This window comes from Hymenobacter sublimis, assembly GCF_023101345.1.
GTDB classification, from domain to species: domain Bacteria; phylum Bacteroidota; class Bacteroidia; order Cytophagales; family Hymenobacteraceae; genus Hymenobacter; species Hymenobacter sublimis.
In genome coordinates, this window is the sequence record NZ_CP095848.1 from 891,226 (window position 1) to 915,868 (window position 24,643).

General features: G+C 57.0%; 16 protein-coding genes. 13 read left to right on the top strand and 3 right to left on the bottom strand.

The window, feature by feature from the left end; translation table 11 throughout:
* Window positions 1–138: 138 nt before the first annotated feature.
* A complete protein-coding gene (locus tag MWH26_RS03875; protein WP_247976122.1) occupies window positions 139–2,190 on the bottom strand; it encodes a HelD family protein in 2,052 nt (683 codons plus the stop codon).
* Between the two features lie 261 nt (window positions 2,191–2,451).
* Here MWH26_RS03875 and MWH26_RS03880 point away from each other — a divergent pair, with 261 nt between their 5' ends.
* The 6 genes from MWH26_RS03880 (at window position 2,452) to MWH26_RS03905 (ending at window position 8,388) form a co-directional block, all read left to right on the top strand.
* Window positions 2,452–2,988 (top strand): nuclear transport factor 2 family protein, encoded by a 537-nt coding sequence (locus tag MWH26_RS03880; protein WP_247976123.1) that lies wholly within the window; start codon window positions 2,452–2,454, stop codon window positions 2,986–2,988.
* Between the two features lie 56 nt (window positions 2,989–3,044).
* Window positions 3,045–3,389, top strand: coding sequence for a DUF1493 family protein (locus tag MWH26_RS03885; RefSeq protein WP_247976124.1), 345 nt, complete (start codon window positions 3,045–3,047; stop codon window positions 3,387–3,389).
* A 62-nt stretch (window positions 3,390–3,451) separates the two neighbouring features.
* The gene (locus MWH26_RS03890; RefSeq protein ID WP_247976125.1) at window positions 3,452–5,743 is read left to right on the top strand and encodes a GH92 family glycosyl hydrolase; all 2,292 of its coding nucleotides are present in this window, start codon (window positions 3,452–3,454) and stop codon (window positions 5,741–5,743) included.
* A gap of 740 nt (window positions 5,744–6,483) precedes the next feature.
* Complete coding sequence (locus tag MWH26_RS03895) at window positions 6,484–7,107, top strand: class I SAM-dependent methyltransferase (protein WP_247976126.1); 624 nt, start codon at window positions 6,484–6,486, stop codon at window positions 7,105–7,107.
* 168 nt (window positions 7,108–7,275) lie between these two features.
* Window positions 7,276–7,551: a hypothetical protein gene (locus tag MWH26_RS03900; RefSeq protein WP_247976127.1), complete on the top strand. Its 276-nt coding sequence runs from the start codon at window positions 7,276–7,278 to the stop codon at window positions 7,549–7,551.
* Window positions 7,552–7,956: 405 nt separating this feature from the next.
* On the top strand, window positions 7,957–8,388 hold the full coding sequence (locus MWH26_RS03905) for a hypothetical protein (RefSeq protein ID WP_247976128.1): 432 nt from the start codon (window positions 7,957–7,959) through the stop codon (window positions 8,386–8,388).
* On the opposite strand, the gene MWH26_RS03910 is transcribed toward MWH26_RS03905, so the two are convergent.
* Together MWH26_RS03910 and susR are read right to left on the bottom strand one after the other, a co-directional pair.
* Complete coding sequence (locus MWH26_RS03910) at window positions 8,385–10,379, bottom strand: kojibiose hydrolase (RefSeq protein WP_247976129.1); 1,995 nt, start codon at window positions 10,377–10,379, stop codon at window positions 8,385–8,387. The genes MWH26_RS03905 and MWH26_RS03910 overlap by 4 nt on opposite strands.
* A gap of 431 nt (window positions 10,380–10,810) precedes the next feature.
* Window positions 10,811–12,499, bottom strand: a complete 1,689-nt coding sequence (susR, locus tag MWH26_RS03915) for a SusR family glycan utilization regulator (protein ID WP_247976130.1) — start codon at window positions 12,497–12,499, stop codon at window positions 10,811–10,813.
* Window positions 12,500–13,389: 890 nt separating this feature from the next.
* On the opposite strand from susR, the gene MWH26_RS03920 reads away from it, so the two are divergent.
* From MWH26_RS03920 to MWH26_RS03950, 7 genes are all read left to right on the top strand, one after another.
* Window positions 13,390–15,141, top strand: coding sequence for a glycoside hydrolase family 13 protein (locus tag MWH26_RS03920; RefSeq protein WP_247976131.1), 1,752 nt, complete (start codon window positions 13,390–13,392; stop codon window positions 15,139–15,141).
* A gap of 184 nt (window positions 15,142–15,325) precedes the next feature.
* Entirely contained in the window at window positions 15,326–18,367 is a 3,042-nt protein-coding gene (locus MWH26_RS03925) for a SusC/RagA family TonB-linked outer membrane protein (RefSeq protein WP_247976132.1), read from the top strand.
* Between the two features lie 24 nt (window positions 18,368–18,391).
* Window positions 18,392–19,954 carry a RagB/SusD family nutrient uptake outer membrane protein gene (locus tag MWH26_RS03930; protein ID WP_247976133.1) on the top strand — a complete coding sequence of 521 codons (1,563 nt, stop codon included), beginning with the start codon at window positions 18,392–18,394 and terminating at the stop codon, window positions 19,952–19,954.
* A 106-nt stretch (window positions 19,955–20,060) separates the two neighbouring features.
* A complete protein-coding gene (gene treF, locus MWH26_RS03935) occupies window positions 20,061–21,629 on the top strand; it encodes an alpha,alpha-trehalase TreF (protein ID WP_247976134.1) in 1,569 nt (522 codons plus the stop codon).
* 386 nt (window positions 21,630–22,015) lie between these two features.
* Window positions 22,016–23,290, top strand: a complete 1,275-nt coding sequence (locus tag MWH26_RS03940) for a glycoside hydrolase family 2 TIM barrel-domain containing protein (protein ID WP_247976135.1) — start codon at window positions 22,016–22,018, stop codon at window positions 23,288–23,290.
* Between the two features lie 173 nt (window positions 23,291–23,463).
* Window positions 23,464–23,970: a GNAT family N-acetyltransferase gene (locus tag MWH26_RS03945; RefSeq protein ID WP_247976136.1), complete on the top strand. Its 507-nt coding sequence runs from the start codon at window positions 23,464–23,466 to the stop codon at window positions 23,968–23,970.
* On the top strand, window positions 23,967–24,500 hold the full coding sequence (locus MWH26_RS03950) for a GNAT family N-acetyltransferase (protein ID WP_247976137.1): 534 nt from the start codon (window positions 23,967–23,969) through the stop codon (window positions 24,498–24,500). The genes MWH26_RS03945 and MWH26_RS03950 overlap by 4 nt, the downstream gene beginning before the upstream one ends.
* Window positions 24,501–24,643: the final 143 nt, after the last annotated feature.

Consider the following 24,643-nt stretch of genomic DNA (forward strand, 5'->3'; position numbering starts at 1 on the left):
CCCGTCAGCCCGCGCCCTTTTGCGGGGGTAGCAACGTCGGTGGGCTGATGTAGCTTAAGTTTCTGCTAGCTCGCACTTCGTTGCTACCCTTACTTAGCCGCCAGGGTGAGTGCCTGTAGGCCTAAAGCAACCATATTCTCAGGCCGAAAGAAAAGTGGTTAAAACACCCGTGTAGGTTAGCGTGAGCTGGTGCATGGCCCGGGTGCAGGCCACGTACAGCATGCTCTTATCTACCTCCGTTTTGTAATTGCGGGCCGAGGCAAAGGGCACGATTACGGCATCGAACTCCAGGCCCTTGGCCAGATGAGCCGTGGTGATGATAACCCCTTCTTTAAAGGAAGTGGAGTCAGCCGTGAGCAAATGCACGTTGGGGGCTTGCAGGGCCTGGTAAGCCTTTTGGGCCTGACGCGGGGTTTTGCAGATAACGCCCAGGGATTGATGGCCGGAGCCCCCGAAGGCCGTAACCAGCTGCGTTAGCGTCTGCAACTCCTCGTCGGGGCTAGAGCAGGGCCTGATGACTGGCTCCGGTCCGTGCCGCTCCAGCGGAATGATGTTGGGGTTGGGCGTAATGCGCTGGGCAAAGGCCGTAATTTCTACCGTGGAGCGGTAGCTGCGGTAGAGCTTCACGATATCGGCCTGCGGGAATACCCGCTCAATGGTTTCGGCGGAGGAGGCGCTGTAGGGGTTTACCGTCTGGCTGACGTCGCCCAGAATGGTCTTGCGGCAATGGAACAGCCGGGACAGCACGGCGTACTGCACGGGGGTGTAGTCCTGCATTTCATCTACCAGCAAGTGCTTGACGTGGTCGTAGGCCGTGATGCCTTCCAGGCGCAGGCGCAGGTAAATCAGGGCAAACACGTCGGCGTACTCCAGGTGCAGGCGGTGCGCGTCGAGCTTTAGCAGCTCGGGCCGGCCAATCCAGCGGTAAAAATCCCGGTAGAGGTCCAGCACATTAGTAAGCTTGAACATACGCGGAATGGCTTCCCCAATGGTGGCTTTCTCCTGCCCCGTCAGCTTGCGGCCGGCAGCGTCCCGCACGTAGGCCCTCACATCATTGGCAACCAGGGGGAAGCGTTTCAGGAGCGGCACCCGGTGGTAGGTCCTGAACTTCTGCTGCAGAACGGCGGCGGGAACAACAGTCCGACCTACCCGCAGCTCTGCCACGCTGAAGTAGTGATTCTCAATGTGCAGCAGGTACTGATTCAGCTGACTCAGAAACTCAAAGGAAGACTTAAACCGAATCCGCTCAATAAAGGCCGGGTCATGCTGCTCCAGCAGGGCAGAAACCTGCTCAAAGAAGGTCTGAAATTGGTACCGATTTTCGAGTAGGTCGGCCGCCAGTTCTTCCATGCCCAGCTCGGGAATGTGCTCCTCGCCCAGCTCAGGCAACACGTTGGAGATATAGTCGGCGAAGACTTTGTTGGGCGAGATGATGAGCACGTCCTTGGCCGCAATACTTTCCCGGTAGCGATACAGCAGGAAGGCAATGCGGTGCAGGGCAATGGAGGTTTTGCCCGAACCGGCCACGCCCTGAATAACCATCACCGAGGCCTCCTCATTGCGAATCACCGCGTTCTGGTCGCGCTGAATAGTGGCGACGATGTTCTTCATCTTGTCGTCGGAGGACTTGGCTAGCTCCCGCTGCAGCACATCGTCGTGAATGTTCACGTCGCTGTCCAGCAAGAACTCCAAGCGCCCGTCCCGGATCTTGTACTGCCTCTTTAGCGCAATGCTGCCCTGCACGGTGCCCGACGGGGTAGGGTAGGAGGCAGGTCCCAGCTCGAAATCATAGAACAAGGAAGAAATGGGCGCCCGCCAGTCATAAATCAGGTTCTGGCGCTGCTGCTCATCAAAAAAGGAATACACCCCAATGTACACCGGCGTAGCCTGCGGCTGCGGTGGGGTAGCAAAATCAATCCGGCCAAAGTAAGGCGACTGACCCAGCTTCAGCAGCCGGCGCTTCCGGCTCACGGCCGCCTCGCCCGTGAAAGCCATGCGGTTGATGGACTGGCCAGCCGCTACCATATCGGCCTCATCCATACCTGACTGGTGCTCGTGGATGTACTGCTTTTTCTGCCGCAGCTCGTCGGAAAACTGCCGCACGGCATCGTCTACCCGCCGGACGGCCAGCGTTAGTTTCTCCTTAATTTCTTCCAGGTATTCTCGTTCTTCCTGCTCGGTTGCGTTCATCACGGGCTGCGCTTGAGGAATAAGAGGGCAAAGGTGAGGGCAATTTCTGGGCTGCCGAAGTAGCGGGCCTATTTTGTTGGTCTGGCTGCCCGTGGAGGTAGCTGCGGCCGGCCGCTTGTCTTCCGCTTCGGTTGAATACGCTTGTGTTTCTAGTTCCTCCTAGGGTAAGAGAAGATGTGTGCCACAAACAGAAACGTCATGCAGAGCCGGAGGCACTGCATGACGTTCTTTTGACCTACATTTCATAAAAATCCAGGTCATATGCATATCCGTCTCCTGGCCGACGCTTGCCAACGGGCCGCTACCCTCGCCGGGGTAGTAGCCGTGCTGGCTGCTGGCAGCACCCCGGCCTGTACCGTGCAAAAAGCGCCTTCTGCCGCGCTGGCTGTCCTGCCGCCTCCGCCCGTGTCCCCGGAGCTGTTCCGCACCATTGCCCGCCTGGATAGCGCCATGTTCGCCGCCTTCAACCGCCACGACGCCGCCCAGCTGCAAACCTTCTTCGCCGAAGACCTGGAGTTCTACCACGACAAGGGCGGCCTGGCCAACTTCGAGCAAACCATGCAAGGTTTTCGCAACCTGTTTGCCCAGAACAAAACCACCGGCCTGAACCGCCAGCTCGTGCCCGGCACCCTGGAAGTGTACCCTATCAGCAACTACGGGGCCGTAGAAACCTACCAGCACCGCTTCTGCCATGTCGAGAACGGCAAAGACGACTGCGGCACCTTCAAGAACCTAATGGTGTGGCGCCTCCGCGACGGGCAATGGAAAGTGACGCGGGTAGTGAGTTATGGGCATTGAGGGTAGTATTGCCTTGTTTCTAGGGGACTAGAAGAACGTAATTTCTGTTTTGAGCAATGGATATAGAATATCAGCAAGCACTTGAAATTGTTAAAATATTCGTTTCAAATCAGCTTAGCATAGCGAAAAATAAATTGTCAGAAGACACAAGAATCGAAGAAGACGTACGTATAGCAGGGCTTGATACAATTATTTTCTACGAAAATTTCTTTAAGCAATTTCAGATTGCTAATCCGCAGGATTTTGCTGTTAAAAAATACGTGACCAGCGAGAATTTCGAGCCATTTAGGCTGATAAAATCTGTTATCTCAGCATCTGAGCGGGCAAAGCTGAAAGTCAGAGATACAACGCTAAGGCATTTAACGCATGTTGCTATGCAGAAAAGGTGGTTTGAAGAATAACGAGCCGCTTCTACAGCACCTTTCTTACCTTCCCAGCCTCAACGCTACTCTGATTGAAGCTGATGAAACTCCCGCTCCTCGCCGCGCTGCTTGCGGCTTTGCCTACTCTCGCCCAAACCCCGAAGCCGGTCGAAAACCTAGTGCAGTACGCCCATCCCATAGTGGGGACGCAGCGGATGGGGCACACGTTTCCGGGCGCGACGGTGCCGTTTGGCATGGTGCAGCTCTCGCCTGATACCGATACCATCAGCTATGAGCTGAACGGCAAGTACAACCCCAAGGTGTACGAGTACTGCGCCGGCTACCAGTACGAGGATAAAACCATCGTCGGGTTTTCGCACACCCACTTCAGCGGCACCGGCCACTCCGACCTCGGCGACTTCCTCATCATGCCTACTACCGGGCCGCTGCAGCTCAATCCCGGCACTGCCGATAAGCCCCAGAGCGGCTTCCGCTCCGCGTTTTCGCATCAGAACGAGGTAGCGGAGCCGGCTTACTACCGCGTGAAGCTCGACGACCACAACATCCTGGCCGAACTGACGGCCACCAACCGAGTAGGCCTGCACCAGTACACCTTCCCCAAGGCCGACGATGCCCACATCATCCTCGACCTCACGGCCGGCATCTACAACTACCCCGATAAAAACGTCTGGACTTTTGTGCGGGTAGAAAACGACTCGCTGGTGACCGGCTACCGCCAGACCCACGGTTGGGCCCGCACCCGTACCGAGTATTTTGCCCTGCAATTTTCCAAGCCTTTCCGTCAGTACGGGGCCCGCAACTACGCCAAAAAGCAGGCCTACCGGGGCTTCTGGGGCCGCTTCGACCAAGCGCACAACTTCCCGGAGCAGGCCGGCGAACAGCTGCGCCTATACTTCGATTTCAAGACGGAAGCCGGGGAGAAGATCAAGCTGAAAATGGCCTTGTCGGGGGTGAGTACCGAGGGGGCGCTGCGCAACCTGCGGGCCGAACTGCCGGGCTGGAACTTCGAGCAGACCAAGCGCCAGGGGCAGGCGCAGTGGCAGCAGGAACTAAGCAAAGTGACCATCCAGAGCCCGAAACGAGTAGACAAGGACAACTTCTACACGGCCCTCTACCACGCCTTCCTGAGCCCTACCACCTACCAGGATGTGGACGGGCAGTACCGCGGCCTCGATCAGAACATTCACCGCGCCGAGGGCTTCACGAACTACACTACCTTCTCGCTCTGGGATACCTACCGGGCCCTGCACCCGCTGTTCAACGTGCTGCAGCCCCAGCGCAACGCCGACATGATTCAGTCGATGCTGGCGCACTACCAGCAGAGCGCCGAGCACATGCTGCCCGTGTGGAGCCACCACGCCAACGAAAACTGGTGCATGATTGGCTACCACTCCGTGCCCGTACTTGCCGATGCCATCATCAAAGGCAACGCTCCCTTCGATGCCAACAAGGCCCTGGACGCCTGCGTGACCACCGCCCGTCAGCAGTGGTACGACGGCCTGGGGGACTACCTGCGCCTGGGCTACGTACCCGAGGACAAAAGCGGCTCCTCCGTCTCGAAAACTCTGGAATACGCCTACGACGACTGGTGCATTGCTCAGGCCGCCAAAAAGCTGGGCCGCCCGGACATTGAGCAGGAGTTCAGCAAGCGCGCCCTCAACTGGCAAAACATGTACGACCAGCGCATCGGGTTCATGCGCCCGCGCCTCTCGGATGGTAGCTTCCGGAAAGAATTCGACGTGCTGAGCACCCACAACCAGGGGTTCATTGAGGGCAACGCCTGGAACTACAGCCTCTACGTGCCCCAGGACCCCGCCGCGCTTATCGCCAAGATGGGCGGCAACGCCCGCTTCACCGAGCACCTGGATTCCTTGTTCACCATGCACCTGCCCGACAAGTTCTTCGCCGAAACCGAGGACATCACCCGCGACGGTATCATCGGTAACTATGTGCACGGTAATGAGCCCGCCCACCACGCCGCCTACCTCTACAACTGGACGGACCAGCCCTGGAAAACCCAGGCCCGCGTGCGCATGATTCTGCCCAAAATGTACCGCCCCACGCCCGATGGCCTCGGCGGCAACGACGACTGCGGGCAGATGTCGGCCTGGTACATTTTCTCGGCCCTGGGCTTCTACCCCGTAGCCCCCGGCTCCCCCGAGTACGCCCTCGGCAGCCCCGCCATCCACGGCGCTACCCTACGTCTCTCAACCGGCAACACCTTCCGCATCACCGTCAAAAACCAGAGCGACAAAAACGTGTACGTGAAAGAAGCCCGCCTCAACGGTCAGAAACTCACACGACCGTTTCTGAATCACCAGGATATAATGAATGGTGGGGAGTTGGTGTTTGTGATGGCGGGAAAGCTATGACAAGTAAAATATTCTTTGCGTAATGATTAACACACTTGATGTATTAGCTGCTCAGGAAGTAAAGCTGTACGGAACAGCTGAAGGGCTAGAAGGCTCAATGGAGGCTAAAGAATAGTGGCTTAAAGAGGCCGGAATATTTGACGAGTACACTAAACTGCATAGAAGGTATTTTGAATTGTTAGAGCAAACAGGCTCTGCCGACCTGCAACTAGAAGCGCTGAAGCGGTTAGTGTTTCTGAATTGGTATATGTACGCGGAGCCTTCTATTTATACGGGAATCAATGAGCTTGATGAAATAGTGGTAGCCGCCTCGTACCTATGGCTCGATAGATATATAATGGAAGGTAAACTCGACCAGGAATTTACTTGGATGCTTTCTTATTATTCCTGCTGGGAGTACGCAATTCTTGGCTATTCTAAACCTAACTTGAAGGCATTAACGCAATTTGTTAACGCTGTTGATACGGATGTTCTTCACGTTCCAGTGCACCAACTCCCAATAGGAGTAATGGATAAAAGGGGCCAAATGGGACATTATTGGAGGACTTGTTTAGTTGAAGTAAAAGAAAATTAGGTCCCACTGCCGCGCTAGCGGCAAATAGGCATCACACCAGTCCAGCGTCATTGTTCTGGCGGGCGAGTTGGAAACTCGCGTCATATATCGGCGCACGTAGCGCTACGTTAAACCTGTACGAACTGTCAGATAAATGCTTCGTGCGTAGGCTATATCTAACGATGTCATGAAGGACAACGAAAAACCTGAATTCTGGGAAGCAGCTTTTACTGAAAAGCAGGAAATGTGGGGCTTTGCGCCTGCCAAGTCAGCCGTCTTGACCAAAGATTTCTTTGCCGAAAAAGCGGTGAAGCAGGTCTTGATTCCGGGGATTGGTTACGGGCGCAACGCGCAGATTTTCCGAAATGCCGGCATGACGGTGACGGGAATCGAAATTTCCCAAACCGCCATTGACATGGCCCGGAAGCATTACGGTGCCGATATGACCATCTATTATGGCTCGGTAACGGATATGCCGTTTGATGCGCGCCACTACGACGGAATATTCTGCTATGCGCTCATTCACTTACTCGATAGCGCCGAAAGACAGAAGCTAATTCAGGATTGCTATAAGCAACTTGCGGAAAATGGCTACATGGTGTTTGTCGCTATTTCAAAAACAGCTCCTACCTATGGCAAAGGGAAATTTATCAGCGAAGACCGGTATGAGATATTTGATGGCGTTACTATGTATTTCTATGACAGAGAATCCATCGAGGCAGAGTTTGGTGCTGCTGGATTAATTGACGTGGTAGAAGTGGAGGAAAACTTTCCTTTCTTTCTAATTACCTGTAAAAAGGTAGCCAACTAGAGGTTGAGCTACCAGCAACGCGCGCAAACCACAAAGTACCCCGCCAACTGTATCGCACCCTGAGCTGAGGTAGGGGCCAACAATATCCAACGGTTCAGCTTCAACGTATACCTGCCAGCAAAACGCTACCCCACCAGTAGCACCTGTAACCGCCTAGGTACTTACGTCATGGACCCCAAGAACAATCCGAAACTGCCTAATCCGGCCGATACTACTCGGCCCACGAAAGACGCCCCTGGTACCCAAAGCGCCGACGCCGAAAACGCTACCAATCTGCCGCGCCCCGCAGCAGCCCCACCCGCGCCAGAGCCGGAGAAGCCCTCTCCCGATACGGAGACGGCCAGCGAAACGCCTACTGACTCTACGGCGTCAACTACCCCGTCCGACGCAGGCAACGACTCGGACCCCGGCGCCAGCAACACCAGCAACGACGAGCCGCTGTAAGCACGGAGCAAGCTTGCGCACAGATTCCCATGACAGAGCCCGGCACTTAGTGCTGGGCTTTATTATTTTATGAGAGGAGGTAGCGCCTGGCACCAACACGTCACCGGCACCTAGCAGCATCCGGCAGCGTATTCTGCTCACCGGCCCAAAAAACGATAGTTGCGGGCTTGCGTACAGCCGCGGTAGCAGGTGCTGCCGCGGCTGTACGCAAGCTACGGCTGGCCCCCCGGCAACTGCTGTCCAAACGCGCATAGCATGCACAGCATCGTTTACAGCTATTGGGGCCTGGTGCATTTGATAGCCGCTCTAGCTTCCCTGGTTTTCGGAACTACCGTGCTATTGCTCCGGAAGAGTAGCCCCGTACACCGCCGACTAGGCTACGCTTACGTGGCTAGCTTGACCATAATGCTGGTGACCTGTTTCGGGATTTACCGGCAGTTTCAGGGCTTTGGCATTTTTCACGTAGCGGCCCTGCTCAGCTTCCTGACGTTGGTAGCCGGCATGGTGCCGGTGCTGCGCCGCCAGCCGGCTCGTTCCTGGCAGCAACTGCATTTTAGCTTCATGTACGCCTCCGTGCTGGAGCTCTACGTGGCCCTGGTAGCCGAAATGCTAGTGCGGGTGCCGGGGCTAGCGTTTTGGGAGGTTGTAGCTGTATCGGTGGCCACGGTAGTGCTGCCCGGAGCAGCGCTGTTTTGGCGCTTCCGGCCGGGGTGGCATCGGGTCGAGGCGCCGCGTAAGCCGCAAGTAGCCCGTATTGCTCCCGGTGGGCGTAGCGTTAGTCCCGGCGCAGGTAAGCAGGGAACGGCTTGCCAAGCAGAACGCTACGTTCTGCCTTAGCGGCTGACCGAGTACGTTTTGCGCTGTGGGCCTACCCCCGTAATCTTCACCGATTGCCAGCCAGTAGGAAGGGTAGTTTTGCGCTGGGTGATGCCCGAGGACGTAATATCAAGGCCGCCAAAGCCCATAAGCACGGCCTGCAGCACGCCGCCTGCCCCGGTGGCAAAGTAGGGGTTGGTGCCGCCCTTGGTTTCAGCAATGACGCGGAACGGGGGCAGGAGGTTGGGCTGGTAGGCATCCTGGAAAAAATGTTGGGCTTTGACCCCGTCGCCGAGCCGGGCGTAGAGTAGGGCGAAGATGGCCTGGGTCATGGCCGGCGTACCCTCGTTGGGCACGCGGGTTTCGTAATAAACTAAGTCCTTGCGGATCTGGGCCGGATCAGTGATGACGCCCAGGGGGTAGGCCAGCAGGTTTACGTCGCCCTGTTTGATGCCCTCGCCGCGGTAGGTGGCGTGCTCCTGGGTTACGCCATCGGGCATGCGCAAAATCGGAATGTTCTGGGCTACGTGCTGCCAGTCGGGGGTGGGGCGCAGGCCTAGCAGCCGCGCGGCGGCCGTGGCATTTTGCAGATTCACGCGGGCGGCAGCATTGGTGAAGGCGTTGTTGTCCACGTTTTCCGCCCATTCGTCGGCAGCTACTACGTTCTTGATGTCGTAGTGACCCGGGCCGTTGCGCTCCACCCGACTGGCCCAGAAATCGGCGGTGGCCGAGAGAATGGGCCAGCCTTTCTCGCGCAGCCACTCCTTGTCCTGAGTGACGCAGTAGTACTGCCAGGCCGCCAGCGCCACGCAGGCCGAAATATGGTGCTCAAACGGGCCGCTCAGGGCCCAGACGGGTGTTTCTTCAACGCCCGTATCGGCGCTTTCCCAGGGGTACATAGCCCCTTTATAGCCGTGGGCAAACGCATTGCGGCGCGCCAGCTCCAAGCGGTTAAACCGGTATTCTACCAACGACCGGGCAATATCGGGCTGCAGCACGGCCAGCACCGGAAACATCCACACGTCAGTGTCCCAGAATACGTGGCCATTATAGCCCAGGCCTGAGAGGCCCATTGGGGAGGGCGAGTAATCGGTGCCGGCTCGTGAGAAGCTGTAGAGGTGGTAGAGCATGCTATGCACGTCCTGCTGGGCCTGGGCATCGCCGATTATCTGAATGTCACTCTGCCAGAGCGTCTGCCAGGCTTTCGTGTGGAAATTCAGCAGGCGCCGGCGGCCCTCCAGGCGGGCGAAGATGGTCAGGCGCTCGGCCTCATTCAGCGGGTCGGGGTGGTGAGCCGAGGTAATGCTGGAGCCCGCCACGGCGTAGGCGTACGTTTGGCCAGCCTTGAGCGCCTTACTGAATTTCATCAGGTGCATGTTATTGTCCCACATCTCATGAATGATGCGGGGCTCCAGCCCGTGGCTCTCCTCAAACAAAAAGCTGGTGCTGGCGCAGAGCAGCAACTTGCCCGTAGGACTTTTGGCCGACGATGTAAGTAGGCTCAGGGTAGCGTGAGGCCGGTCGATTTCGTTGTAGTAGTTCTGCACCTCGCGCAGGGCATCGGGGGCTTCCATCACGCTGGCGGCGGTCAGGGCCACGTCCTTTCGGGCCGTAATAGCAACGTCGAGCAGCACCGTGTAGGGCAAGTGGCGCAGGGCGTAGGTAGTGTAGCTGATAGTGGCCTTATCGGCGTAGTCGAAGGTGGTGGTCAGGGAGGCCCGCTGCATGTCGAGTTGCTGGCGAAAGTTGCGGGCGTCGCGGGCATCCAGGCGGTGGCCGTCCACCTCCAGGTACATATTCAGCAGGTTGAAGCTGTTGAGAAAATTACTTACCCGGCCCCGCCCATACTGGTCGTAAGCCCCAGCCAGCACCACGTTCTTCACCTGAAATGGCACCGGCGCCGACACAATTCCCAGCATGCCATTGGCCACCGTCACGCCATAGTACTTGGTGGGGTCAATGTTATCGGCTGTGATACGCCAGGGGTCGGGCGTCTGAGCTGCGAGCGGCAAATGCAAGGCAAGCAAAAGTAACCAGGACCAGGCGCGGAGGTGAGTTCTCACTAGGTAGGAAGCTAGAAGGTGGGAAAGAAAAAACAGTCGACACGCCCTGGGCCGGCAGGTGCAGTTCGGCAGGGCGCTAAGCACACTGGAACCGCCCCATCTGCTACCTGCGAGCTTACCTCAATCTTGCCCAGATCTTGTGGACGGAAGGTGACAACACAACATGTAAAGGCTATAGTGAGTCGAAGACCAAGCCACTTGCTCCACTGGCGTCAGTAGAGTTGCTACCCTTAATTCGGGCGCTATGCTTCGCTTCCGGCTTTGCATAGCATTCACTTCACAGACAGCTCCCATAACTCAACAGGGCAACCGTAAAGCCCTATTGTTCAGTTTCTGCCGTAAGCAAAGCTGTTGCGGGCCAAGCCCTGCGAAAGCCGGTATCAGGTAGCCTGAATGGCTAGCACCCGCGCCTCGAAGGTTTCATTGGGAAGGAAAGAGCGGTTTTTGACCCGAGTTTTGTAGGCGTATACCGTATGAATGGAATAGCCCAGAATCCGGCTGATCTGGTCACTGTCATTGATTCCCAGGCGAATAAGCGCAAAAATGCGCAGCTCCGTTGTGAGCAGATGCTCGTCGGCTAGCTGAATTCGGTCGGCCTCCGTGAATAGGGCGTTAAACTCGGCTACAAAGTTGGGAAAGAGATGGATGAAGGCCGTATCAAACCCTTTGAACAAGGCCATACGCTCCGATTTGATGTCGATGTCCTTTACCAACTGCTGCGCCGACGAAACCTGCTTGGTGGAGAGTAAGGCGCTAAGCTTCTTTTGGAGTACTTCCAGCTTATCAATGTAGCGGGAGGTGTTGTTAAAATAATACCCGATGTACTCCTCCTTCACATGATTGGCCTCATTTAAGCCCTGATTAAGTTCCTGTAGCTTACTGTTCAGCTCTTGCTGCTTGGTGTTGAGGGCCTGCAGCTTCACGTTGTTTTGGTGCAGCTCCTGATTGGTAGTGGCCAATAGGCGCCCTGTTAACTGCAAGCGGCGGAGTTGAAAATAAATAACGAAGGCAGTACCCAGCAGCAGAGTAGCTAGCACCCCAATGGCCAGGGCGTACATTTTGGCTTGCTGGCGCTGTTTTTCGATGAGGCTGATTTGCCGGCCGTCAATCAGGGTAGAGAGCGGCGACATTTGTACCAAACGCTGCCGGGCTTTGTAGAAGTTGGCGGCTTTCCGGGCCTCGCTAATGTACCAACGGGCCCGCGTCAAGTCGCCGCGCTGGTAGCAATAGTCGGAGACTTTGAACAGGGCAATGCCTTCTTTCGTCGCCGATTTGATGTCGCTAATGGCGGCTAGCGTCATGAATTGCAGCGCTTTTTCCTTGAGGCCGGCGTTTTCGTACAGCCTAGCCATGGCGCTGGCATTGATGGCTACTTGATGCGCGGTTAGCGGTAGGCGCTGCAACTGGGCGTAAATGGCCAGGCTTGCCCGCAGATCGTTGCGCTGTTTGGCCCGGTACAGTCGCTGCGCTAGGTTAGGGTAGGAGCCGGGCCGGCTGTACTGGGCGGCCGTATCGGCATAGGCGTCCGATTTGGCCGTGTAATAGGGCTGGTAGTAAGCATCCTGGTCATACTCAGCCAACTCAATGCACACGATACTGTAAATTTCATAGAACTCAGCCTTATAGCGCGGCTCTAACTGGCGGACATCAATGGCTTTGAGCGTATCAAAGGCGTCTTTGAACAAGCCGGCCGAGCGAAGCGTGTAAGCCAGCTTCGTGCGGGCAGTTTGCAGTTTCACCGGGCTGCGAAGCCGCCGGGCCAGTGCCCCCAGCTTGAGGCTGTAAGCAAAAGCTGAGTCGTAGGTAAATACCTGATATTCATCACAAATCAGCAGCGACAAGGTGAAGCTGGCATTATCATCAGCTTTCTCGGAGCGTAATTCCGCTTTCAGTGCGGCCAGTCGGTCAAGGCGCTGCTTGTCGTAGCTTGTTTGGTGAGCCAGGGTCTGGTCAAGCACCCGCAGCAGGCTATCTGTGCGGCTACCATAGGCTTGCGTACGTAAGGCGCTCAGTAACAGGCTACCCAGGAAAATAAACCGGATAGCGTTAAGAATCTGGGGGTGTAGCATGGGAGCGGGTGGGAACCGGGGGGAGGAGCAGAGAGCGGCTGAGCAAGCAAGAAACCAAGCATACCAACAGTAGCATTATTAGCGGTAGAGCCAGGACTTTAAACAGCCGACTCCCTAAGCTAATAACTAACTGCTACAAGTGGATAATCTTCCCTTAACTTTCCTACTGCCACGTTGCATAGTAGGTAGGTGGGCATTGCTGTAGCGGAGATTAGCAGCAACTAGCAGTCCTGTTTTTACTGCATCATGAAAACCGTTAGCAGGTGCTTTACCTACCGCTTCAGAAACTAATCTGTTGAATTTGCTTGGTTTGGAGTTAGTAAGAGCGGGGCCGTGGCTAAGAACCCCGCATCAAAAAGGAGGTAGAAAAAGGGTAGGGAAGGCTGTTGTACTTTTTGAACATTACGGCTGTAACAGACACGTAATGAGCCTGCTTCGGCTGATATATGCCTGATAGGAAGTTGATATTATTATGCCCAATTAAAGCATGTAACTATCTGATTTACAAAATTATATATTTGTGTTTGTTGTGTAATTTTTGATAACGATCTGATGTGAATTTTTAGAAAAATGGGGAAGCAAATTCCTTTGCCAAAACCCATTAGCCTAGTAGCAACAACCAGCAGTAGCGCAACTTAGAGTAGGAACCAACTTTTGCGCACATATTTCTAAAGCAGTGACTTACCAGCCAACTAGAAACTGTGCTTCACAGATAGCTGACCCGGTCTAAAGTGAATATGCCGAAGCTGCTATTTGTTAATTATGAGAATTTATAGTACTATTCTATAATAATTACAGCTATTAGTGATGGTTCACTTCCCCCATGAGCCTTAGGTAGATGACTAGGCAAGTGGGTACCTGTCAGTCGGTTTCGCACTAACCAAGCTTGTATGAAAAGACTACTACTTCACCTGCTGACTTGTAGCGCCGTGCTGCTTATCTGCTGCCTCCCTGGTAAGGGGCAGGTTGCGGCTTCGTCTGCTGCAGTAGACAAAAAGCCGGACTGGTGGAAGGAAACGGTAGTGTACCAATTATACCCGCGCAGTTTCCAGGACAGCAACGGGGACGGCATCGGTGATTTACGCGGCATCATTTCCCGGCTAGATTACCTTAAAAGCACTGGGGTAGGCGCAGTGTGGCTCAATCCCATCTACGCCTCGCCCAATGATGACAACGGCTACGATATCTCAGACTACCAGCAGATTATGCCTGAGTTTGGGACCATGCAGGATTTTGACGAGCTACTGCGCGGCATGCACCAGCGCGGCCTCAAGCTGATAATGGACTTGGTGGTCAACCACAGCAGCGACGAGCATGCGTGGTTTAAGCAGGCCCGCAGCTCGCGCCAAAGCCCCTACCGCGACTATTACTACTGGTGGCCCGCCGAAAAGGGTACGCCCCCAGCCCGCTACAGCACCTTCGATGTACACCGCAACGCCTGGCAGTACGACTCGCTCACGAACTCCTACTACCTGCACTACTTCTCCGTCAAGCAGCCCGACCTAAACTGGAACAACCCGAAGCTGCGGCAGGAAGTGTACCGCATGATGCGCTTCTGGCTGGATAAGGGCATTGATGGCTTCCGCATGGATGCCTTCCAGTTCGTGGCCAAAGACCCCACGTTTCCGCCCATGCCGGGCCTGAACGAGACGAACTACACCAATGCCTACAACCACGGTCCGCGCCTGCACGATTACCTCCAGGAAATGAACCGGGAAGTGCTCAGCAAGTACAACATCATGACCGTGGCGGAAGGGGCGGGCCGCAACCCCACCGAGGCCATGCTCTTCGTGGATCCGGCCCGTCGGGAGTTAAACATGACCTATCATTTTGAGGCAGTAGGGGTAGGCAATACGCCCGAGCGCTTCCAGCTGAGGGACCTGAAGCGCGTGTTTACGCGCTGGGACAGTGCCTTTGCCCGCAAAGGCTGGCAGTCGATTTACCTAGGCAGCCACGACCAGCCGCGCATAACCAGCAAGTTCGGCGACGAGCGGCCCGAGTTCCGGGCGGCCTCGGCCAAGCTTCTGAACACTTTTCTGCTGACCATGCGCGGCACGCCCTACTGCTACAACGGCGACGAGCTGGGCATGACCAATATCCGGTTCGACAACATTGCCGATTACCGCGATGTGGCAGCGCTCAACGGTTATCAGCTCGTGAAGTCCCAGGGGGGAAGTTTGCCGGCCTACCTGCAGACCATGCAGCGCTTCTCCCGCGACAATAGCCGCACGCCGTTTCAGTGGAACGCCTCCACCAACGCGGGCTTCACCACGGGCACCCCCTGGATTAAAATCAACCCGAGCTATACGACCGTTAACCAAGCAGCCCAGGAAAAGCAGCCCGATTCAGTGCTAAATCACTTCCGACGGGCCACCGAAATGCGCCAGCAGCACCCAGTGCTGGTCTATGGGCAATACCAGCTGCTGGATGCCGCCAACCCGCACATCTACGCCTACACCCGCACCCTGGGTCCCGAGCGAGTGTTAATCGTGCTCAATTTCTCCGACACGCCCCGCAACTGGCCTTTGCCTGCGGGCCTGAAGCCCAGCGGAAAGCCCTGGCTCAATAACTACCCAACCTTACCTACTGGCTCAACTTTCGCGCTGCAGCCCTGGCAGGCGGTGGTCGTGAAATTGCAGTAAGCCAGGGGAAGAGTGAGCATGAAAGTTAAGTGCTGAAAGGCCTAACGCCCACCGGCAACCGAACCGCTTAAACTCTACCCTCAGCCAACGGCTAAATACTGCAGACCCTAAGCCGAAAACGATTGCATTGAACCGCAACGTGGCTAGGCACCCATCTACTTCCCACCACTTTAATCTTTTACTTATGAGCAACAACTGGTACAAACGGTACACCTCGTATGAGCAGCCGGGAACCATGGCGGGTAGCGGCCCACTCGGGCGGCTATCGGTGCTGGCTTCTAGCGTGGTGTTGAGCCTGCTACCCTTGCTGGTTCAGGCACAGGCTACGCGGTCAGTTTCGGGCAGAGTAGTTGATGGGACGGGCTCCGGCCTGCCAGGCGTGACGGTAATTGTGCCCGGCTCCACTGTCGGAACCAGTACCAGCTCCGACGGCTCTTTCCAACTAGAAGTGCCCACCACGGCCACGGCGCTGTCCTTCTCCTTCGTCGGCTACACCAGCCAGCGGGTCGACATCACGGGCAAATCCTCGGTGCAAGTCACTCTCCGCGACGATGCTCAGGCCCTGGGCGATGTGGTAGTGGTAGGCTACGGCACGGTTAAGAAGACTGACCTGACCGGAGCCGTTAGTTCGCTGAGTCCCAAGGATTTTAATAAAGGCACCTTCACTTCACCCGACCAGCTTATTCAGGGTCGGGCCTCGGGTGTACAGGTAACGCAGAACAGCGGGCAGCCTGGCGGGGCTGCTACCATCCGCATCCGCGGCAACTCGGCCGTGACGGGTACCGGTCAGCCCTTGTACGTGGTTGATGGGGTGCCGCTCGATGGCCGCTCGGCCCGGCCAGGACTAACTACTGCTATTGGCGACAGCCCCAATAGCAATCCGCTTAACTTTCTGAATCCGGCCGATATTGAGTCAATTGATATTCTCAAAGACGCCTCGGCTACGGCTATTTACGGCTCTCGAGCGGCGTACGGAGTAGTCCTTATTACTACCAAAAAAGGCAAGTCGGGTGAGCCTCGGCTGGATGTGGGCGTCTCGGGCGGCTTCTCCCAGATTATGCGCCGGGTGGAGGTGCTTGACGCCAGCCAGTATCGGCAGGCCCTACGCTACTACGACGCGCCTGCAACCAATGATAAAGGGCAAAACAATGACCCCTTGGGTGAAATTCTGCGCACGGCTCCGCTCCAAAACTATAACGTAGCCCTGAGCGGTGGCAACGACAACGGCCGCTACCGCCTCTCACTCGGCTACCTTGATCAGCAAGGCATCGTTAAGAAAACTGGTTTTGAGAAGTACAGCGCACAGCTGGCAACCAATCTGAAATTCCTGCAGAGCAAGCGACTAGGCGTAGATGTCAACCTTACGGCCAGCCAGTTCCGGGAGCAACTGGCCCCTATTACCAACAACGGCGACTTCCGCGGCAGCCTCATTGGCCAGGCCTTGCAGTACAACCCCACCGACTCGCTTTATAATGCCGATGGCAGCCCATTTGTGCGGCGGGGTACAACCATCAACCCGGTGGCGCAGCTGGAATACTACAATGATAAGTCGCGGGTAACGACGGTGCTAGCATCCCTCTCTCCTTATTACAAATTTACGGATTGGCTGGAGTATCGTGCCTTGGTTTCAGCCAATTACAGCACCGGTATTCGCCGCACATCCATTGATCAGCGCTTGAATATTGAGGACTACTTTGGGCGGGGATTTGCCCTTGTGGCCAACAATGAGCTGCTAACCCAGCAGATGACGCACACGCTCAACTTTAACAGGCAGCTAACCACTGATTTTAACTTGAACGCGCTGCTGGGCTATGAGTACCAGCGGTTTTCCAACTCGGGCTCGGGCGTGAATGCGTTGGGGCCGGCTGGTGGCTTCGGAACCTACGGGTTGGATTACACCAACTACATTCAGTTTTCCAACCCTTCCGCCCGCAACATTACCTCGTTCGTGGACCCCGAAACCGAGCTGCAGTCGTACTTCGGCCGGGCCATTCTGAACTACAAAAACCGCTACCTGCTCACGGCCACGCTACGGGCCGACGGTAGCACTAAGTTTGGTGCCAACAACCGCTACGGCTATTTCCCTTCGGCCTCGGTAGCCTGGGATGTCAGCCAGGAAAGCTTTTTTGCGGTAGAAGCTGTCAATCAGCTGAAAGCACGCGTAGGCTACGGCCGCACCGGCAACCAGGAGTTTCCGGCTGGCTCGGCCCAGTCGCAATTCGTGTTCTTGCCCAACAGCGGCGGGCTAGGGCAAATTACGAACGCCAATCCGGACTTGAAGTGGCAATCGGATGAGCAGTTCAACGCGGGCCTAGATGTGGCCGTCTTCAATAACCGCCTGACCCTGACGGCCGATTATTTCTATAAGCGCACCACTGATTTGCTGTACCCCAACATTCCGGGCTATCCGGCGGCGCCGGGCGGCAACAGCGTCATCTGGTTTAACCTCGATGGTACCATTGTCAACAGAGGGGTAGAGCTACTGGCCGGTATTACGGCGGTAGATAATCAGCGCTTTGGCTTGAACTTCAACGCCAATGCCACCTTTGTGAAAAATGAAGTATCGGACCTGCCTGCAACCCTGATTATTCAGACGGGCACGCTCAGTGGGCAGGGCTTGTCGGGCGTAACGGCAGAAACGATTCAGAACGGCCGGCCCATTAACGGCTTCTCTTTGCCCACTTACAACGGTATTAATGCCGATACGGGGCTGTACAATGAGTTCGGGGCGGCGGGCTACGCCGGAAATCCGAACCCTACTACGCTGGTAGGCCTGAGCACCACAGCCCGCTTCGCGAAATTTTCCCTGACGGCTAACCTGAACGGAGTATTCGGCAACAAAATCTACAACAACACTTTCAACAGTGTGCTCAACGTGAGCCAGATTCGGGCGGGCCGCAATATTGCCTTGGCGGAGTATGAATCGGGCACCAAGGAGTCGCTGGCCAACGCTGTTACGCCCTCCACGCGCTACCTGGAAAGCGGCAATTTTGTGCGCCTTTCCAACGTCACGCTCTCCTACGCCCTCGGCGACCTGGGCTCGTCATTCAAGGGAATCAGCGTGTACGCCATCGGCCAGAACCTGTTTGTCATCACGAAGTACCGCGGCTTTGACCCTGAAGTCAACACCAACAAGTCGTTTGGCGTGGTACCCTCGGCTGGCATCGACTACACCGGCTACCCCACGGCCCGCACCTTTACGTTCGGCGTCAATTTCTCCCTGTAATCCACCCCCTGAATCTGCAGTTCCATGAAAAAGACACTCAGCGCGGCGGCTATGCTGACGGCGCTTCTGCTAGCCAGCAGCTGCGATATAAACGAAGAGTTCCAGGGCTCCCTGACGCCTGACCAGGTAAGCACGGGTAACGCCGCCTCCCTGCTCGATGGCGTGTATACCTCCATGCGTAGTCCGTTTCAGGGCGCTACTCAGGTGTTTGCTCTCTCGGAAGTAACTACCGACGAGCGTATTATGCCTACCCGCGCCGGCGACTGGGACGACAACGGCGTGTGGCGGCAACTGCACTTGCACACCTGGGATGCCAACCACAGCCAGGTGCGGGATGCCTTTGCCAACCTGGGTGGGGTAGTGTTTGCCGCTAACGATGTGCTGCGGCCCGAGTTCAATGCCTCCGTGCAGCAACAGGCCGAAGCCCGCTTCCTCCGCGCCTGGGCCATGTACTGGACCCTCGACCTCTTCGACCAGGTGCCCTACCGGGAGCCCGGGGAAAGTGTAGCCGCCAACGCCCGCGTGCGAAAAGGAACCGAGGCGCTCGACTACATTATCAGCGAAGTGAATGCCGTGCTCACGAACTTGCCCGACGGACCGGCTTATCGGGCCAACAAAGACGCGGCCCGCGGCCTGCTGATGAAGTGCTACCTCAACCGGGGCGTGTACGCCAACCGCGCCGCGCCCACGTTTGCCGCCGCCGACATGAACCAGGTAATTACCCTGGCCAACCAAATCATCAACACGGGGCGCTACACGTTTGCTACCAACTACTTCGACAACTTCGCGCCCGATAACACGGCCATCGGCACGGAGAATATTTTCACGGAGCTGAACATTGGTGGCGTGAGTAGTGGGGCTCAGTTTGACTTATGGCGGTTTATTTCGCACTACAACATGACCCCCAGCGGCTACAACGGCCCAGCCGCCCTGCCCGGCTTCTACGATAAGTTTGGGGCCAGTGACATCCGGCGGGGCACGGTGTACACCTATAAAAACGGCCCGGCTAACCCTGGCAAGCGCCAGAACGTGGGCTTCCTGATCGGACAGCAGTACAACCTGACCACCGGTGCTCCCCTCACCGACCGCACGGGCGCGCCACTGGCATTCACCCGGGAAGTGCGCATTATTGAAACGGGTGCCAACCTGGAGGTTACGGGTATCCGTCCGATGAAATACCCGCCCGACTTCACCAACAACGGCGCCGGCACGACCGACAATGATATGGTACACCTGCGCCTACCCGATATTCTGCTGATGAAGGCCGAAGCTATTTTGCGCGGTGGTACGGCTACCGCCGCCGGGACCTACGGGGCTACCCCTTTGGCTCTGGTCAACTCCATTCGTACCCACGGCTCGCGCAATGCCGGACCCCTAACCAGTCTGGACTTAACTACCCTGCTGGATGAGCGGGGGCGGGAGCTGTACCTAGAGCAGTGGCGGCGCCAGGATATGGTGCGGTTCGGTAAGTTCCTGAGCCCTGGGGAGCAGCGCACCACAACCAGCGACCCGAAATACCTGATTTTCCCCATTCCCAATCAGCAGCTGGCCGTAAACCCCAACCTCACCCAGAATCCTGGGTATTAAGGTAGTAGCGGCAGAGTCGATACACAGGAGCAGCGGTTGGCGTCAGCGGGCCGCTGCTCCTGTGTTGGTGGGCTCGGCCTAGGCGTTCACCTAACGTGCTTTTTGTATGCTGATAATCAAGAAAATAGGAGCGGCTTTTCTGCTGTTGCTACCCCTGCTGGCCCTGGCCCAGCCCACTCCACGGCAGCTGTACCCAGGGCTGTTTGAGGCGGTGCAGCTGGGGCAAGTGTACCCCGATGGCAAAACCTTCGTGGACATGTTGCCCACCGTGGCGCCGAGTGTAGTGCTAGCCGCGTACCAAAAGGAAAAAGGTCGGCCGGGCTTCGATTTAAAAGCCTTTACCAAGCGTTATTTCTACCTGCCCGCCACCGATACGGCCCTCTACCGCAGCAACATCCAGGGCGGCATCCGGGCCCACCTCGACACGCTCTGGACGGTGCTGCGCCGGCCGGCCCAAACGCAGGTGCCACCCTACTCCTCCTTGCTGCCGTTGCCCCATCCGTACGTGGTGCCGGGTGGCCGCTTCCGCGAGGTGTACTACTGGGACTCGTACTTTACCATGCTGGGCCTGCGCGAGGCTGGCCGTCAGGATCTGGTGCGCGATATGGTCGATAACTTCGCCTACCTCATTGATAAGCTGGGCTTTATTCCTAACGGGAACCGCACCTACTACCTTACCCGCTCCCAGCCGCCCTTCTTTGCTCAAATGGTGGGCTTGCTGGCCGAAGGCCCCGATTCTGTGGCAGTCCTTGGCCGCTACCGGCCGGCCCTGGCCCGCGAGTACGCCTATTGGATGGCGGGCGCCGAAGCGCTGAAGCCCGGCCAGGCCGACCGCCGCGTGGTGTGCCTACCCGGGGGCGAGCTGCTGAACCGCTACTGGGACGACAGCGACCAGCCCCGCGAAGAATCGTACCGCGCCGACGTGGAGGCTGGCCGCCGCACCAAGCAGCCGCTGCCGCAGTTTTACCGCAACGTGCGCGCTGCTGCTGCCTCGGGCTGGGACTTTAGCACCCGCTGGTTCGGCCCCGATGGACAACTGGGCTCGATTCGCACCACGGAGCTGGTACCCGTCGACTTAAACTGTTTGCTCCTGACCATGGAACGAGGCCTGGCCCGCGCCCACCGCGCCGCCGGACAGCTACCCCAAGCCAGGGAATATGAGCAAAAGGTCCAGGCCCGTGCCGCTGCCATCCGGCGCTACTGCTGGGATGCCGCAGCCGGCTGGTTTGTTGATTACGACCTGACGCAGCGTCGCTTCGCTACCGCTCGCACGCTGGCCGGCACGTTTCCGCTCACCTATGGCGTGGCTACCCCCGAGCAAGCCCGCGCTATTGCCCAGGGTTTGGAAAGTGCGTTTTTGAGTCCGGGCGGCCTGCTGACCACCACCAAAGTCAGCAGTCAGCAGTGGGACGCGCCCAACGCCTGGGCTCCGTTGCAATACGTGGCAATAGAAGGTCTGCGCCGCTACCAGCAGCCGGTGCTGGCAAATATCATTGCCCGCCGCTGGATGGACCTCAACGTGCGCGTGTTCACTCAAACTGGCAAGCTGCTAGAGAAATACAACGTCACGGACCTAACCCGGCCGGCCGGTGGGGGTGAGTATAAACTCCAGGATGGTTTCGGCTGGACTAACGGAGTGCTGCTTAAGCTCCTCAATGAGCAGAAAAATCAGTAGAGTAAGGTGCAGGTTTCGGTGCTAAATCCCAATGCTTTGTTAGGTATGATGCTGCTTATAAATCAGTTGTACTGAGCTGGTCGAAGCATCTCTACCTCTGGCTAATCAAGGAAGCCTGCAACGAAGCGGCAGAGATGCTTCGACTATGCTCCGCATGACGGCCAGAATAAATAGGCCTATTGTCAGTGCTGGTATAGCCGGCGTCCATTGAGTTTAGACGGCGGTACGGCTCCGTTGCGAAGTAGCAGCGGGGCCGGTTGCTAGGTGGGTAGTTGAAGCCGGCTAGTGCTTGCTCGTTCTTAGGTGCAGCGAACAGGGGAGGGGAGTAGGGTGAAAAACACTTAATTTGAGCACTTCAGAATCCACTGCCTACTCTCCCTACCTCTATGAAACCTTACCTCGCTGTTTCCTTGCTTGCCCTCGCTACTACCACTTATGCCCAAACCAGTCCAGTTAAAGTTGAGGTAAAACAAACGGCTGGTCGCTACCAGTTGCTACGCGGCGGCAAGCCGTACTTCATCAATGGCGCGGGCGGCGGGCAATTTCCGGAGCGCATCAAGGCCTGCGGGGGCAATTCCATCCGGACCTGGGGCACGGGCGGCGCTGATAAAGTCTTGGCCGAGGCCAATAAAAACGGGCTTACTGTGATGCTGGGCCTGGATGTGGCTCGGGAGCGGCACGGCTTCGACTACAACAACCCCCAGGCGGTGGCCGAGCAGCTTCAAAAGCTGCGCGCCGAGGTGCTCAAGTACAAAGACAACCCGGCGGTGCTGTTCTGGGGCATCGGCAACGAGCTGAACCTGGAGTATACCAACCCCAAAGTCTGGGATGCCGTGCAGCAAATTGCCCAGATGATTCACGAGGTAGACCCCAATCACCCAACCAGCACCGTGCTGGCCGGCCTCAACCAAAAGGAGGTCGACTACATCAAGGCCAAGTGCCCGGCCGTGGACATCCTTAGCATCAACACGTACGCCGGGCTGGCCTCCATTCCGCAGCAGGTGCGCACCACCGGCTGGACCGGCCCCTACGTGGTAGCCGAATGGGGGCCCACTGGCCACTGGGAAAGCCCCGTAACGCCCTGGAAAGCCTCCGTGGAAGAAACCAGCAGCCAAAAAGCCGCCGTGTACCAGAGCCGCTACGAGGCCTCCGTGGCCAAGGACAAAACCCAGTGTTTTGGCACCTACGTGTTTCTGTGGGGCCAGAAGCAGGAGCGCACGCCCACCTGGTACGGCATCTTCACCGAGGATGGCAAGGAGTCGGAAGTGGTGGATGTCATGCAGTACCTGTGGAGCGGTAAGTGGCCCCAGAACCGCGCCCCGCACCTCACCTCGTTCAAGCTAAATGGTAAGCAGGCCACCGACAACGTGTACCTACAGGCCGGCCAGAGTTACCCCGCCGTTGTCGCCGTCGCGGACCCCGACAAAGACGCCCTGACCTACCGCTACGAACTGCTCCCGGAAAGCACCGACCTCAAATCCGGCGGCGACCGGGAAAGTCGGCCCGTCGCTATTCCGGGCCTGATTCCGGCCGGCGCCTCAGCCCAGACTACCCTCAAAGCCCCCACCAAGGAAGGCGCCTACCGCCTGTTTGTGTACGCCTATGATGGCAAAGACAACGTGGCTACGGCCAATATTCCGTTCTATGTGAAGGGGAAATAGAGTAGGAAACAGTATGAAAAACACCCGAACGTCATTCCGAGCGCAGCGAGGAATCTCGCGTGCTGACGTTGCATAGCTACTCAGATACCAGCCCGTTATTCCGAGCGTAGCGAGGAATGACGGGCTGGTACTTTTCCACCTAGGAAGTATTCTACCTTTCTTCTCCTCATCTTATGCCCCCTACTTTTACCCTCCGCCCCTGGGCCCTGGCCGACTTGGCTAGTCTGGTTCGTTACGCCAATAATTCGGCCATTGCCCGGTACATGAACGACCAGTTCCCGCACCCTTATACAGAGGAAAACGGTAGGGCTTTTATTGACATGGCTAGCCAGGAAAATCCGCCGCACATCCTGGCTATTGAGGTGGCCGGGGAAGCAGTTGGGGGCATCGGGATTCACCCCCGCACCAACATTGAGCGCAAAAACGCCGAGTTGGGCTACTGGCTGGGCGAGCCGTTCTGGGGCCAGGGCATCATCACGGAGGCCGTCCGGCAAATGGTAGACTACGGCTTCCGCACCTTCGATATCACTCGCATTTTCGCCCGGCCCTTCGGCACCAACCTGGCATCCCAACGAGTGCTGGAAAAGGCGGGCTTTGTACTGGAGGCTCGTTTCGAAAACACGTTTTTCAAAAACGGCGAATTTCTAGACGAGCTGATTTACGCAGTGCGGCGGCCATGACGAGCCTGGAAACACCGCGCTTGTTGCTCCGCGAAATTACCCTGGCCGATGCGCCTGGCATCCTAGCTCTGGACTCCGACCCGCGCGTGTTGCGCTACGTGCCTAACCGGCCTATTGCTACCCTCGAGGAAGCCGCGAAAATCATTCACTATATCCGGCAGCAGTACGAGCGCAACGGTATCGGGCGCTGGGCCGTGGTGCGCCTCGATACGCAGGAGTTCATCGGCTGGTGTGGCCTCAAGCTGGTTGATGACAGCGAAGTAAACGGCCGCACCAACTACCACGACATTGGTTACCGCCTGCTACCTCATCACTGGGACCAAGGCTTCGCTTCGGAAGCCGCTGGCGCCACGATGCGCTACGGGCTGGAAATCATGAAGCTGCCGGAAATCAACGCTACCGTTAGGCGGGAAAACACCGCCTCGCGCAACATCCTGGAGAAAGTTGGGCTGCACCTGCAAGAAGATTTTACTGAGCCCGATGGGAATTTGTGGTATTGGTATGGAATACGGAATGCTCAGGGGCAGTGAACAAGGCTGTGTAACATAGAGCAAAAAGTGCGTGTCACGCGGAGCCCCGCGAAGCATCTTTACCGCTTCGTTGCAATGCTAGGACTTCGGTAGAGATACTTCGGCTGCGCGGACGCCAGATCAAGCATGACACCTGCTTTTGT

Excerpts from the sequence above, each read along its gene's own strand:
- MWH26_RS03875 (WP_247976122.1), bottom strand. The coding sequence starts at position 2,190 with ATGAACGCAACCGAGCAGGAAGAACGAGAATACCTGGAAGAAATTAAG.
- MWH26_RS03880 (WP_247976123.1), top strand. The coding sequence starts at position 2,452 with ATGCATATCCGTCTCCTGGCCGACGCTTGCCAACGGGCCGCTACCCTC.
- MWH26_RS03885 (WP_247976124.1), top strand. The coding sequence starts at position 3,045 with ATGGATATAGAATATCAGCAAGCACTTGAAATTGTTAAAATATTCGTT.
- MWH26_RS03890 (WP_247976125.1), top strand. The coding sequence starts at position 3,452 with ATGAAACTCCCGCTCCTCGCCGCGCTGCTTGCGGCTTTGCCTACTCTC.
- MWH26_RS03895 (WP_247976126.1), top strand. The coding sequence starts at position 6,484 with ATGAAGGACAACGAAAAACCTGAATTCTGGGAAGCAGCTTTTACTGAA.
- MWH26_RS03900 (WP_247976127.1), top strand. The coding sequence starts at position 7,276 with ATGGACCCCAAGAACAATCCGAAACTGCCTAATCCGGCCGATACTACT.
- MWH26_RS03905 (WP_247976128.1), top strand. The coding sequence starts at position 7,957 with ATGCTGGTGACCTGTTTCGGGATTTACCGGCAGTTTCAGGGCTTTGGC.
- susR (WP_247976130.1), bottom strand. The coding sequence starts at position 12,499 with ATGCTACACCCCCAGATTCTTAACGCTATCCGGTTTATTTTCCTGGGT.
- MWH26_RS03920 (WP_247976131.1), top strand. The coding sequence starts at position 13,390 with ATGAAAAGACTACTACTTCACCTGCTGACTTGTAGCGCCGTGCTGCTT.
- MWH26_RS03925 (WP_247976132.1), top strand. The coding sequence starts at position 15,326 with ATGAGCAACAACTGGTACAAACGGTACACCTCGTATGAGCAGCCGGGA.
- MWH26_RS03930 (WP_247976133.1), top strand. The coding sequence starts at position 18,392 with ATGAAAAAGACACTCAGCGCGGCGGCTATGCTGACGGCGCTTCTGCTA.
- treF (WP_247976134.1), top strand. The coding sequence starts at position 20,061 with ATGCTGATAATCAAGAAAATAGGAGCGGCTTTTCTGCTGTTGCTACCC.
- MWH26_RS03940 (WP_247976135.1), top strand. The coding sequence starts at position 22,016 with ATGAAACCTTACCTCGCTGTTTCCTTGCTTGCCCTCGCTACTACCACT.
- MWH26_RS03945 (WP_247976136.1), top strand. The coding sequence starts at position 23,464 with ATGCCCCCTACTTTTACCCTCCGCCCCTGGGCCCTGGCCGACTTGGCT.
- MWH26_RS03950 (WP_247976137.1), top strand. The coding sequence starts at position 23,967 with ATGACGAGCCTGGAAACACCGCGCTTGTTGCTCCGCGAAATTACCCTG.